The sequence below is a fragment of the Eubacterium sp. SB2 genome (assembly GCF_001244405.1).
Classification (GTDB): Bacteria; Bacillota; Clostridia; order Lachnospirales; family Lachnospiraceae; genus Faecalicatena; species Faecalicatena contortus_B.
The window spans coordinates 811,893-825,704 of the sequence record NZ_LN865152.1 but is presented as its reverse complement, the minus strand read 5'-3'; the positions used below and the strand labels follow the sequence as shown (position 1 = coordinate 825,704).

The 13,812-nt window shown below is 49.0% G+C and carries 12 protein-coding genes; all 12 read left to right on the top strand.

Going from position 1 to position 13,812, the window contains the following annotated elements; translation table 11 throughout:
- The first annotated feature begins 9 nt into the window (after positions 1 to 9).
- The 12 genes from BN1938_RS11165 (at position 10) to BN1938_RS23950 (ending at position 13,783) form a co-directional block, all read left to right on the top strand.
- Entirely contained in the window at positions 10 to 1,689 is a 1,680-nt protein-coding gene (locus BN1938_RS11165) for a S8 family peptidase (RefSeq protein WP_050640655.1), read from the top strand.
- Between the two features lie 184 nt (positions 1,690 to 1,873).
- A complete protein-coding gene (gene cls, locus BN1938_RS11160; protein WP_050640654.1) occupies positions 1,874 to 3,352 on the top strand; it encodes a cardiolipin synthase in 1,479 nt (492 codons plus the stop codon).
- 113 nt (positions 3,353 to 3,465) lie between these two features.
- Positions 3,466 to 4,548 carry a trigger factor gene (gene tig / locus BN1938_RS11155; RefSeq protein WP_050640653.1) on the top strand — a complete coding sequence of 361 codons (1,083 nt, stop codon included), beginning with the start codon at positions 3,466 to 3,468 and terminating at the stop codon, positions 4,546 to 4,548.
- Between the two features lie 625 nt (positions 4,549 to 5,173).
- Positions 5,174 to 5,416, top strand: coding sequence for an HPr family phosphocarrier protein (locus BN1938_RS11150; RefSeq protein ID WP_050640652.1), 243 nt, complete (start codon positions 5,174 to 5,176; stop codon positions 5,414 to 5,416).
- Between the two features lie 271 nt (positions 5,417 to 5,687).
- A complete protein-coding gene (locus BN1938_RS11145; RefSeq protein WP_050640651.1) occupies positions 5,688 to 6,962 on the top strand; it encodes an L-cysteine desulfidase family protein in 1,275 nt (424 codons plus the stop codon).
- 87 nt (positions 6,963 to 7,049) lie between these two features.
- Complete coding sequence (locus BN1938_RS11140; RefSeq protein ID WP_050640650.1) at positions 7,050 to 7,919, top strand: aldose 1-epimerase family protein; 870 nt, start codon at positions 7,050 to 7,052, stop codon at positions 7,917 to 7,919.
- 136 nt (positions 7,920 to 8,055) lie between these two features.
- Positions 8,056 to 9,666, top strand: coding sequence for an ABC transporter substrate-binding protein (locus tag BN1938_RS11135; protein ID WP_050640649.1), 1,611 nt, complete (start codon positions 8,056 to 8,058; stop codon positions 9,664 to 9,666).
- Positions 9,667 to 9,750: 84 nt separating this feature from the next.
- Positions 9,751 to 10,746, top strand: a complete 996-nt coding sequence (locus BN1938_RS11130) for an ABC transporter permease (protein ID WP_050640648.1) — start codon at positions 9,751 to 9,753, stop codon at positions 10,744 to 10,746.
- Positions 10,743 to 11,558 (top strand): ABC transporter permease, encoded by an 816-nt coding sequence (locus tag BN1938_RS11125; RefSeq protein ID WP_050640647.1) that lies wholly within the window; start codon positions 10,743 to 10,745, stop codon positions 11,556 to 11,558. Before BN1938_RS11130 ends, BN1938_RS11125 begins: the two co-directional genes overlap by 4 nt.
- Positions 11,559 to 11,579: 21 nt before the next feature.
- Positions 11,580 to 12,533 (top strand): ABC transporter ATP-binding protein, encoded by a 954-nt coding sequence (locus BN1938_RS11120; protein ID WP_050640646.1) that lies wholly within the window; start codon positions 11,580 to 11,582, stop codon positions 12,531 to 12,533.
- 83 nt (positions 12,534 to 12,616) lie between these two features.
- Positions 12,617 to 13,222: an ABC transporter ATP-binding protein gene (locus BN1938_RS11115; RefSeq protein ID WP_050640879.1), complete on the top strand. Its 606-nt coding sequence runs from the start codon at positions 12,617 to 12,619 to the stop codon at positions 13,220 to 13,222.
- A gap of 180 nt (positions 13,223 to 13,402) precedes the next feature.
- Positions 13,403 to 13,783 (top strand): metal-sensing transcriptional repressor, encoded by a 381-nt coding sequence (locus BN1938_RS23950; protein WP_369794764.1) that lies wholly within the window; start codon positions 13,403 to 13,405, stop codon positions 13,781 to 13,783.
- Positions 13,784 to 13,812 lie beyond the last annotated feature (29 nt).

Below are 13,812 nucleotides of genomic sequence, written 5' to 3'. Positions count from 1 at the left end.
GGCAGAATATTGAATAAAATTATAGATGAAAATTATTTAGACCTGATTATCGATAATATGCTGGTGAGAAATGCTGAATCAGAAGACGGTCAGGCGATCAAGATCAATGACAGGTATTCGATTATAAACGTTTTGAATCCAGACCCTTATCCCTGCGAACTCGGAGAAACATATCCATATCACAGTGTGCCGGGCCTGTTCACGCCCATGTCGGTTCTAACGACCGAAGATTCGGGTATAGGGAGCCTTCAAAACAACCCGCATCTGGCACTTTATGGACACGGTGTCCTGGTGGGGCTTGTCGATACAGGCATTGATTACCGCCACCCGGCCTTTCTCACAAGAGAAGGGAATTCCCGTATCTATAGCATTTGGGATCAGGAGGATCAAAATGGGATATCACCCGAGGGATTCGGATATGGTACAGAGTATACGAATGAAGATCTTAATCTTGCACTTCAGAGCGAGTATCCTCTCAGTATTGTTCCATGCCAGGATACAAACGGACACGGTACTGCTATCGCCAGCATTATAGCGGGCAATGTAATGGACTCAGCTTCTTTCAGAGGTATAGTAACGGAAGCGGAACTAATCGTAGTAAAATTAAAACCGCCCAAAAATAATCTTCGTAAACTCTCTTTTGTCCACGGAGATACCGAATGTTATCAGGAAACGGATATCCTGTTAGGCCTGAACTATTTAACACAGAAAGCCCGGGAGCTTCAAAGGCCGATGGTGATTTGTCTGGCCATGGGCAGCAGCCACGGCGGTCATATTGGCTTGGGGACGCTCAGTGACTATCTGAGCCGGATGGTGCTGAATCCAGGCATTGATGCAGTTATCGCAGGGGGGAATGAAGGGAGCAGCAGGAGGCACTATTACTCACGGGTCACGGATGAGGCATACAATCATATATTTGAACTGGAAATCTCCAAACAAGACACTTTGTTTGCAATGGAAATCTGGTCCGAGATTCCTGCGCGCCTTGCTGTAAAAATCACATCTCCCACGGGTGAGACAACAAGATTTATCCAGCCCCAGTTAGGCAGCTGCTATGCCTTTGATTTTATATTTGAGTCAAGCAGGATTTATGTAAATAATATTACCCTGGAAAAGGAGACCGGAGACCAGCTGATTATGATCAGATTTGAGAATCCCAGCGAAGGGATATGGCGTTTTAGGCTTGTAAACCTGGAAGAGGAAGATTACGCTTTTCACGCATGGCTTCCCGCCGGTGATCTGATCTCAGAGGAGACGTATTTTCTGGCCTCCTCCCCGGATGCCACAGTGACGGAACCTGGAAACGCGGAATACCCATTGACTGTAACAGCCTATAATTCACTGAGCAGCAGCACGATGCCGGAATCCAGCTGGGGCTATACCAGAAATAACAGAATCACTCCGGATATTGCAGCGCCCGGGTATCAAATCGCCTGTGCCTATCCGGACGGCCGATACGGTTATATATCCGGAACAGGAGCGGCGGCCGCCCATGCCACAGGAACGATTGCAATGCTGCTCGAATGGGCGGTTGTAAAGGGATATTATCCGACCATTACGGGATACGATGTCAATCGGCTGATCATACGCGGTGCGGACAGAAGCAATCACGGATACACCTACCCCAATAAAAATTGGGGATATGGAACCCTTGATATATACAGCCTGCTTAGAAAATTGAACTTATAAGGAAACTGTTCAAATAGGGGCCCGCACCAGACGGGCTCCGAGTAACTGTTTACATGCCGGTCTCTGGATAGCCGCCCTTTTACCTATTTATTTAGGATCTGTCACATTTTAGGGTTACTTTTTTGGAAATATAATAGTATAATCAAATATGTTACATACCGACGAAAAAAGGAGTTAATATTATATGGCAGAAACGATATGGAATGGGTTGATAACGGCTTATAACTTTGTAATGGACAATCTGGTTATCATCAATATTCTCCTATCCCTGATCATAATTTTCTTTCAGCGCAGATCCCCGCAGACAGTTTGGACCTGGCTGCTGCTGCTCTATTTTATCCCGATTCTTGGTTTTTTCCTCTATCTGGTTATCGGACAGGATTTTCATAAAAGCAGGATGTTTAAGGCGAAAGAGATTGAAGGCGAACTGAAATATGCCGTGCGAAGGCAGGAGGAAACGATTTATAGAAAACAGCTCAGGCTTGCCAATCCGGAGATGGCGCGCTTCAAGGACCTGATTCTTTACAATCTGGAGGCCGGCGAGTCCGTGCTGACTGACAACAACGATGTCCGCATCTATACGGACGGCAGGGAAAAGTTCCGGGCATTGATTGAAGAAATGAAACAGGCGAAGCGCTACATTCATTTGCAGTACTACATTATCCGTAACGATGAACTGTGGCAGGAGATTGAACCGGTCCTGACCCAGAAGGCAAGAGAAGGAATAGAAGTCCGGGTGCTGTTTGACAGTATGGGATGCCGGACTATGCATAACAAGGACTGGGAACGCCTTGAGAAGGCTGGTGTGCAGGTGGCGGAATTCTTCCCGGCTCTGCTGGGACAGCTTCAGCTTCGTGTGAATTACCGGAACCACAGAAAGATTGTGGTAATCGACGGCCGCGTGGGCTTTGTGGGCGGATTCAACGTGGGCAGGGAGTACCTTGGCCTGGACAGTAAGAAGTTTGGCTATTGGCGCGATACACATCTCTGTATAGAGGGGGCTGCCGTAACATCCCTGGCAGTCCGTTTTGTGCTGGACTGGAATTATGCTGCCAAGGAAAATCTTTTCCTGGAGGATCATCTCTTCGAGATACCGGATTATGTGAGAAATGGACACGATCCTGTCCAGATTATTTCCAGCGGCCCTGACTCCCAGATAAAGACGATCCACGATAATTATCTGCGCCTCATCCACAGCGCGAAGGACCATGTATACCTGCAGACTCCGTATTTCATACCGGACGATTCCATACTCGATGCACTCAAGATCGCCAGCCGTTCCGGGATCGATGTTAGAATCATGGTGCCGTGCAAACCGGATCATCCGTTTGTGTACTGGGCAACTTATTCCTATCTTGGAGACATGGTGGCAGCAGGGGCAAAGTGCTATGTGTACAACAACGGATTTCTCCACGCAAAAACCCTGAGTGTGGACGGTATGGTAGCCTGTGTGGGCACAGCCAATATGGATATCCGCAGTTTCGGCCTGAATTTTGAGGTAAATGCAGTCGTTTACAGTGAGCGGACCGTGCAGCGCCTGGAGCGTGCATTTGAAAATGACATGACAAAATGTACTCATGTCACCCGCAAAGTATATGACCAGCGAAGCCTGCTGATCCGGATCAAAGAGCAGTTCTCGCGGCTGCTTTCGCCGCTTTTGTAAAGACAAAAGTGAAATAAGTATGAAAAACCTTTTCAACGAAGAAAAAATATGATATAACGTTAAAGTATGTTGGCAGGAGTCTGCCCGGAGATAAGAAAATATGAGGTGAAAGAATGAAAAAAAAGATATTGGCATTGACATTAAGTGTTCTGATGGCGGCATCACTGGCAGGATGCAGCAAGGAACTTTCTAACGAATATATCACGGTTAAGCAATACGAGGGCCTGGAAGTCCCCAAAGTGGAACAAAGCGAGGTAACAGATGAGAGCGTTGAGTCCACGATTAATTCCACGCTTTCCTCCAAATCCACATCGGAGGAGATCAAGGACAGAGCAGCCAAAGAAGGAGATACGGTCAATATTGACTATAAGGGATCTGTGGACGGAGTAGAGTTCGAGGGCGGTTCAGCCACCGGCGCCAGCCTGGAACTGGGTTCCAACAGCTTTATCGGAGCAAACGGAGATTATAAGGGCTTCGAAGAGCAGATCGTAGGACATAAAATAGGTGAGAAGTTTGACATTGAAGTAAAGTTCCCTTCTGACTATAAAAATACTGAAATGGCCGATAAAGTAGCTGTATTTAATATCACACTGAACGGAATCTCCGTAGTTACCGTTCCGGAGCTGACAGATGATTGGGTAAAAGAGAACAGCGAAGAGTCCAAGACCGTAGAAGAATACAAAAAGGAAATCCAGAAGCAGCTGGAAGAAAGCAGCAAACAAAGTGCAGAGAGTACGCTGCAGAATGAAGTGATGGAAGCTCTGCTCGGTCAGATTGAGGTAAAGAAATATCCGGATGACCAGGTAGAAGATCAGATACAGTCCATCAATGAGTATTACAGCAGTATGGCAGAAGCATACGGTATGGAGTTCAAAGATTTTGCTGAGCAGTACATGGGGCTCTCAGAAGACGACTTCAATAAACAGGCAAAAGAAGCTGCCCAGACAGCAGTACAGAGAAGCCTGGCATGCGAACTAATTGCTAAGGAGAAAAAGCTGGAGCCGTCCGACAAAGAATATGAAGAGCAGATTGCGGAATACGCAAAGGGCTCAGGCTATGAGAATGCGGATGAGTTCAAGGAACAGGTTGGAGAAGATGTACTCAAGAGAACGATACTGCAGCAGAAAGTGGCAGAGTATCTGGCGGATAAATGCGTACAGGTAGAACAGTCTGAGAGCAGTGAAGAAGAGAAGTAAGTGAACGAGGGACTTTGACTGATGGGGACGCTCAATGAAAGGACAGCCGCGAGCCTCCGTAAGAACATACCTGTCCTGAAAAACCGCGGACACGGAACTAAGTAATTCTAGGCGGGAACCAGCCGTGAAAATGGAGCACAGCTGACACAGCTCAAGAAATCTGATGATTTCTCGCGCTGGGTCAGCTGATTTTTTGATTCGGGATCAAAAAATCTCTCCATTTTCACGGCTGTTTCCCGCCAAGAATTACTAAGATCCGCTTTAGCGGTTTTTCAGGACAGGTATGTTCTTACGGAGGCTCGCGGCTGTCCTTTCATTGAGCTGGCGCATCAGGCAGGAAGGTATTATTTGTTCACTTGGTGGCTCTTAAGCGGGGGCAGTTAATGGGGATTGAATTGGTGGTACTGTTGTAATCTCCAGTGCCTTTGCGTTATAATTATCGTTAAGCGTTCTTTATCAGCACACGAGTCTAAAGCCTGTGAGCTAAGGTCTGTTTTTAGGGGTTCGACAAATTTCTGCAAATAGCGACATATAAATTTACAAATAAAGTCCTGGACATTGGGAATAAAATCCAGTATTCTGGATAAAATAACCATATACACAAAGTAAAGGAGGAAAACAAGACATGCATAAATTGGGAATTTGTTTTCGTCAGCCAGAAGATATTACTGAGTTTGTGGATATTATCAACCAGTTTGAATACGACGTGGATCTTAAAAGCGGAAAGAATATAGTAGACGCAAAATCATTGTTAGGAGTTATTGCAATCAGTAAGGCTGACGGCGTAGAGCTTGTCATTCACTGTGATGAATGCCAGGAACTGCTGGATCGTCTCCAGAATTATGTCAAAGACAGGAAAATCGCATAAGCAGATGGAATGAAAAGTCCCCGGGGTCTTATAGACGTCTGGGGATTTTTTAATACAGATAATTTCTGCCAGAGGAAGTATGGGGATAGGCGGAAGGCAGCCACAAAAACGGAGAATTGATCGTAACAGTTTCAGCCCGCCAGAACGGTTATGATAAATCAGGCCGTCTGGTAACTCATGGTTCTTGCACTTTTCTCCGGAATAGTGTACATTTGTAATATGCGGACCGGACAGGAAGTGCCGGTAGATTTTGGAAGGAGATCGTGGACAGATGAACAAAACAGACCAAAAATATCAGGCGTATATACAGATTTTGAGGGAAGAGCTGGTTCCGGCAGTGGGATGTACCGAGCCGTTAGCTCTTGCATATGCGGCGGCCAAGGCCAGAGAAGTGCTGGGATGTATACCCGAGCGTGTCCATATCGGGGCAAGCGGCAGTATCATTAAGAATGTAAAAAGCGTCATAGTGCCCAATACAGACCATCTAAAAGGAATCCCTGCTGCTGCTGCGGCCGGAATCATTGCCGGAAGACCGGAAAAAGAGCTGGAAGTCATTGCAGAAGTGTCCAGGGAAGAGATTGAACAAATGCAGGAATTTCTGGAGGAGAAAGAGATTCGGGTAGAGCATATAGATAACGGCATTACATTTGACATTATCGTGACCGTTTCTGCCGGAGAATCCTATGCGCAGGTGCGGATAGCCAATTACCACACGAATATTGTACATATTGATAAAGACGGAGAAATTCTGCTGGACATTCCGGTGCGGGGGGAGAACGAAGAGGGCCTGACGGACCGCGGAGCGCTGTCTGTGGAGGATATATGGGATTTTGTACAGACAGTGGATATCGAGGATATTCGCGATATATTGAAGCGCCAGATTGATTATAATACCGAGATCGCCGAGGAAGGCCTGCGTGGCAATTATGGCGCGAATATCGGGAGCGTGATTTTGGAGTCCTATGGAAATGATGTCAGGAACCGGGCAAAGGCCATGGCGGCGGCCGGATCAGATGCCCGTATGAACGGCTGCGAGCTTCCGGTGATTATCAATTCCGGCAGCGGAAACCAGGGCCTGACCTGCTCCCTTCCGGTTCTGGAATACGCAAAGGAACTGAACGTGGACAGAGAAAAGATGTACCGTGCGCTTGCATTGTCCAATCTGGTTGCGATCCATCAGAAGACCGGGATCGGCAGGCTGTCCGCATACTGCGGGGCAGTCAGTGCAGGTGCGGCTGCGGGGGCAGGAATTGCCTATCTCTGCGGGGGCGGATATAAAGAGATTACACATACGGTGGTAAATGCGCTGGCTATCGTGTCCGGAATGGTCTGCGACGGGGCAAAAGCATCCTGTGCGGCTAAGATAGCAGCGTCGGTGGATGCGGGAATCCTGGGGTATCATATGTACATGCAGGGACAGCAGTTCTACGGCGGGGACGGAATCATCACAAAGGGTGTGGAAAAGACCATAGCAAATGTAGGACGTCTGGGAAAAGAAGGCATGCGGGAGACCAACGAGGAAATCATAAAAATCATGGTGGAATAGTAACCGGCAATGTGTCTGAACAGATAGGCAATAGCAGATAACGGAACATATACAGACCGGCAGACCAGAAATGGAGGAGCAGAGAATATGAGACTGGAAAATGAATTTCTATGCGTGGACATCGCAGAAACAGGTGCAGAAGCAACCAGAATCTTTGATAAACAAAAGGATACGGAGGTGCTGTGGGAAGGGGATCCGTTGTACTGGAAGCGCCATTCCCCGGTACTGTTCCCGAATGTGGGGAAGACCTACCAGAATACGGTTCGTATAGACGGGCTTCAGTATCCTACGTCTCAGCATGGATTTGCCAGAGATAACACATTTACCTGTATCAAATCCACAGCGGATACGGCCAGCTTCCTACTGCACTCCAGCGAGGAGACAAAAGAGGTTTATCCATTTGATTTTGAATTGTACATCACATACAGATTGGAAAGAAAAACGCTGTATGTACAGTGGAAAGTTAAAAATCCTTCCGATGAAACGATGTATTTTACGATAGGGGGCCATCCGGCATTTCGTTTTGCCGGAAAACATGAGAAAAAAGAAGATTACTGTCTCAAATTTCCAGGAAAAGAAGTGCTGGAGTATATTCTGGTTCATCCGGAATCCGGCGCCGGCAATCCGGATGAAATTTTTAAAATGGAACTGGAAAATGAAACTTACCCCCTGACAGAGGAACTGTTTGCCAATGATGCGCTGATATTCGACAATGAGCAGATAGAGGAAGTGTGGATCTGCCATAAGGATGGAACCCCTTATGCAGGACTCTGCTGTAAGGGCTTCCCTAATTTTGGCATTTGGTCCGTTAAGGATGCCCCTTTTGTATGCCTGGAGCCTTGGGCCGGGCGCTGTGACGATCATGGATTTGCAGGAGACATATCCGAAAAACCAGGGATAAACCGATTGGAAGGCCAGGAAACCTTTCGAAAGGAATATCAGATTGTAGTGGCATAATCATAGAGAACACAGGCGGCAGAAAGGAATTACCGTCTGTGTTTTTTCTTTTAGAAAAGTATCCCCCCAAGGGGGTTGTGACGGAAAAAAGAGGATGCTATACTGGACAAAAATCGGCTTAGAACGGGAGGGGAATATGAGGAAAAGGGTTATCAGTATCGTATGCACAGCAGTACTCATAGCTGGCCTGTTAACGGGCTGCGGACAAGGAAGAGAAAATATAGCAGAGAACAACGGAGAGGCAGAGCGTGACTCGGTTGTAGTCACCATGCCGGCCGCGTCAGAGCCTGAAGCCGGGTTCGATCCGGCCTATGGCTGGGGCGCGGGGGAGCATGTCCATGAGCCTCTCATTCAGAGTACACTTATGGTGACGACAAAGGATTTGAAGATAGAGAAGGATCTTGCCGCAGATTACCAGGTAAGTGCGGACGGGCTGACCTGGACGGTGACGATCCGGGATGATGTGAAGTTTACCGACGGTGAGCCGCTGACGGCGGCGGACGTTGCTTTTACGTATAATAACTGCAAAGAAAAAAGTACAGTCAATGATTTTACGATGCTGGACAGGGCATCTGCGCTGGATGACACGACGGTAGAATTCCGGATGACGAAGCCCTTTTCTATCTGGCCTTATACCATGGCCATTGTGGGCATTGTGCCGGAACACGCCTACGATGAAAATTACGGACAGAACCCCATCGGATCAGGGCGCTACATTATGAAGCAGTGGGATAAGGGACAGCAGGTGATCTTTGAGGCAAATCCGGATTACTACGGGGAGGCGCCAAAGATGAAAAAGGTAACCGTGCTGTTCATGGAGGAGGATGCGGCGCTTGCGGCAGCGATGGCAGGTGAGGCTGACGTGGCGCATACGGCGGCATCCTACAGTGAACAGTCTGTGGATGGGTACGTGCTGTTTGCAGTGCAGACCGTGGACAACCGTGGATTTAATCTGCCTGCATCCGAACCCGTAGAAAAGGACGGCATTACATATGGCAATGCATTTACAGCCGATGTAAATGTAAGAAGGGCGGTCAATATCGGAATTGACCGGGATGAGATGATTGATAATGTTCTGAACGGGTATGGTACAAAAGCGTTTAGTGTATGCGATAAAATGCCATGGTACAACAGCGCCTGCGAGGTGGAATACGATCCGGACGAGGCAAGAAAACTACTGGACGATGCAGGCTGGAGAGAAGGGAAGGACGGCATCAGGGAGAAAGACGGCGTAAAAGCGGCGTTTACTCTGATGTTCAGCAGTGGAGACTCTGTACGCCAGGCTTTGGCGGAGGATACTGCGAACCAGTTAAAGGAGCTGGGCATTGACGTTACCACCGAGGGGGTGGGCTGGGATACAGCCTATGACCGGGCACAGTCCGAACCGCTGATCTGGGGCTGGGGTGCACATACACCGATGGAGCTCTATAATATTTACCATACACTTTCGGGTACCGGCATTGGCCAGGCAGAGTACTCGCCTTACGCAAATGTGACGGTTGATAAGTATATGGATGAAGCGCTGGAGACAGGCACCCTGGAGGAGTCCTATGAACTGTGGCAGAAGGCGCAGTGGGATGGTACGTTAGGGATTACGCAGGACGGTGACATTCCGTGGATCTGGCTGTGCAATGTGGATCATCTTTATTTTGTAAGGGATGGGCTTCAGATTGCAGAACAGAAAATACATCCCCACGGGCATGGCTGGTCTATTATTAACAATGTCGATCAGTGGTCGTGGGAATAAAGAGAGAATAGAGATCAGGGACGCTGCCTTATAAGTAAGCGTCCCGTTTTCCCGTTAAAGAGACAGAAGTGGAGGAAGTTTCATATGGTACGGCAGTGGAGTATACACATAGGGAAAAAGTTGATATATATGCTGCTTCTGGTCACCGCAGCCAGTCTCCTCACGTTTTTGCTGATGAAAGCTTCACCGGTGGATCCTCTGCAGGCTAATGTAGGGCAGGCGGCACTGGGCAGCATGAGCCGGGAGCAGGTGGAGAAACTGAGAGAATACTGGGGAGTAAATGGCTCTCCGGTGCGGCAGTTTTTATCCTGGGCGTCGGATTTTATCAGGGGGGATATGGGAACTTCCCTGCTATACCGTCAGCCGGTGTCGGATGTGCTGAAGGTTAAGCTGATGAACTCCCTTGTGCTGATGATTACCGCCTGGATTCTTTCCGGAATACTGGGATTCGCACTGGGTGCGGTTTCCGGGATGAATCAGGGCAGATGGGCGGATAAAGCGGTGAAGGGATACTGCCTTTTGATAGCAGGCACGCCTACGTTTTGGCTGGCGCTTGTGCTGCTCCTGGTATTCGGGGTATGGCTGAAGGTCCTGCCCATTGGCCTGAGTGTGCCTATAGGTGTGGAGGCTGCCGGGGTTACCGTCTGGGATCGTATCTATCATGCAATTCTGCCCGCGGCGGCGCTGAGTATTACGGGAGTAGCCAATATAGCCCTGCATACCAGGGAAAAAATGATCGAGATCATGAACAGTGATTATATGATGTTCGCAAGGGCGAGAGGACAGCAGGGATTCCGGCTGTTTTGCCAGCATGGCTTCCGCAGCGTCCTTCTGCCCGCAGTCACCCTTCAGTTTGCATCCATCAGTGAAATATTCGGAGGCTCCGTACTGGTGGAACAGGTCTTTTCCTATCCGGGACTGGGGCAGGCTGCAGTGACTGCCGGACTGGGAAGCGATCTGCCGCTTTTGATGGCGATCACGGTGACCAGCGCCATGATTGTATTTGGCGGTAATATGCTGGCGGATATCCTCTATGGCGTCGTGGATCCGAGAATCAGGAGAGGGGGCAGGGGGAAATGAACCAGAGACAGAAAGTACTTATAAGTCTGACCATATCTGCCGTGGTTCTGACTGCTGTCTGCATTGTGGGCGCACTTTGTGCAGATGCAGCACGCGCCACGGATTTTTCCAAAAAGAACCTGGCGCCTTCACTATACTGCCTTTTTGGAACGGATTGGATGGGGCGGGATATGCTCGCGCGCACCCTGCGCGGACTTTCCATCAGCATTTTGCTTGGAATTCTGGCGGCAGCGGCCAGCGCGGTCATTGCGCTGATTCTGGGAACCGCTTCGGCCATGCTGGGAAAGGCAGTGGATACGGTGATCACCTTTTTCATTGATCTGGTCATGGGAATTCCCCATATTCTGCTACTGATACTGATATCCGTTGCAATGGGGAAAGGGTTCAAAGGAGTGGCGGTCGGAATTGCGCTGACACACTGGCCGTCTCTGGCGAGGCTGATCCGGGCGGAAGTGATACAGCTTCGGGAAAGCCCCTACATACAGATTGCAGAGAAGATGGGGAAAAGCAGGTGGTATATCGCCAAAAAACATCTGCTTCCCCATCTGCTTCCTCAGTTTCTTGTAGGCCTGGTTTTGATCTTCCCGCATGCGGTTCTCCATGAATCCAGCATTACATTTTTAGGATTCGGACTGTCTTCGGAACAGCCTGCGATCGGCATTATTCTGTCAGAGTCAATGAAATATCTAATTACCGGAAAGTGGTGGCTTGCACTGTTCCCCGGCATCCTTCTGGTGCTTGTTGTAGTATTATTCTACAAAGCGGGAGAAAACCTGAGAAAGCTTACGGAACCAGGCAGTATACACGAATAGATCGGCGGGAAGGATGAAAAGATGGGATTAAACGAAGACATAAAAACAGAAGAAGCAGCTCCTATCTTAAAAATAGAGCACTTGAATATCTCATTTACTCAGTATGAGCATGGGCTGCGCCGGGAGACTATGACAGTAATCCGGGATATGGATTTGGATGTTTTCCCCGGGGAGATGGTGGCGGTTGTCGGCTCAAGCGGTTCGGGAAAAAGTCTGCTTGCACATGCCGTTCTGGGACTGCTGCCCTATAATGCCGCGGCGGGCGGCAGGATCACATACTGCGGCAGGGAACTGACTGCTAAACGGATAAAACGTCTCAGGGGCAGTGAAATCGTAATGGTTCCCCAGAGCCTGGCATGCCTCGACCCTCTGATGAAGGTCGGGCCGCAGATACGCAAAGGGAAAAAAGATAGAAGGACAAGAGATAAGCTGAAAGGGATTTTTACGGGATATGATCTGAAAGAAAGCGTGGAGGAGCTGTATCCCTTTGAACTGTCGGGAGGAATGAGCCGGAGAATTCTGATTTCAACGGCTCTGATAGAAGAACCGAAGCTTGTGATTGCCGATGAACCTACCCCCGGGCTGGAACTCAGAGTGGCCAAACGGGCCATGGGACATTTTCGGGAATTAGCGGATATGGGGGCCGGGGTCCTGGTCATTACACACGATCTGGAACTGGCGCTGGAAACCGCGGACCGTATTGTCGTCTTTTATGCGGGAGAGTCTGTAGAGGAGGCCGGAGTTTCTGATTTCCGTTATGAGGAGACCCTGCGGCACCCTTATACAAAAGCACTCTGGCGGGCCATGCCGCGTAATGGATTCCAATGTATAGAGGGCGCGCAGCCCTATGCAAAAGATATGCCGCAGGGCTGTGCGTTTGCACCCCGGTGCGCAAGTTGCACGCAGGCGTGCAGCCAGAAGATTCCCTATAGGGAACTGAGAGGCGGCCGGGTGAGGTGTTTATCAGCCGTATAAACGCCGGGGGTTTTCTTAACACCGTAATGCTGATTCGGAAAAATATAGCAAGGGGAGAACAGGTCTGGGGAGATGGAGCCGTTATGAGACTGGAAATAAGAAATGTTTCTTATCAATATAAAAAAGAAGATCGGATGATTCTGGAGAACTTTAATCTGTCTGTGGAGCATACGGAGAGGGTCGGACTCGCTGCACCCAGCGGGTATGGTAAGACCACGCTGTGTATGCTGCTCTCTGGGTATCTGCAGCCAGACAGCGGAGAAATCCTCCTGGACGGAAAGCCCCTGCATTCTTATAGGGGATACTGCCCGGTACAGATGATCTGGCAGCAGCCGGAGCTTGCGGTAAATCCAAGGCTGCGCATGCGGGACGTGATTCTGGAGGGGGATCAGGTGGAGGAGCGGATTCTGCAGGAACTGGGAATCGAGTCGGACTGGCTGAATCGTTTTCCATCGGAGCTTTCTGGCGGGGAGCTCCAGCGTTTCTGCCTGGCAAGGGCGCTGGGGAAGAGGACCCGTTTCCTTCTTGCGGATGAGATCAGCACCATGCTGGATCTGATTACCCAGAGCCAGATCTGGAATTTTCTTGTCCGGGAAGCAGAGCGGAGAGGGATCGGACTGATTGCAGTGAGCCATAACCGGGAATTGCTGGACCGGGTATGCACCAGACAGGTACAGATGGATAAGTAAGCGAAGCCATGGCAGGATGAAATCTGATAGCATTGTCCGGAAAAATTTGTTAAGATATAAGTATTGTACGGGATATCATAATATAATTATAAATAAATGTATAAACGAGTACTAAAAACAAAAAAAGAGAGAATAACAGCCATGGAAAAGAAAACAGAAATGCAGGAACAGGAATTGAACGTGACAAGCGGACCGCATAAACATCAGCACAGGCACCATAACGGAACACCCTGCGAACAAGCCCATACTCATGGAAACGGAGAGACACATACACATGGGGAGGGGCACCGCCATGTCCATAGCGAGGCGGAGAAAAAGGCGGTCATAAACCGCCTTTCCAAGGCGATCGGACATATGGAGGCGGTCAAGCGTATGGTGGAGCGGGATGAAGACTGCAGCGAGGTTCTGATCCAGCTGGCTGCGGTGCGTTCCGCTATCAATAATACGGGAAAGGTTGTTCTGAAGAATCATATTGATCACTGCATTGTGGAAGCTGTGGAGGAAAATGATCAGGAAGCGATCCGAAAGCTTAATCAGGCCATAGACAAATTCATTAAGTAACGCTGCTTTCCTATATTTTAGAAAGGAAA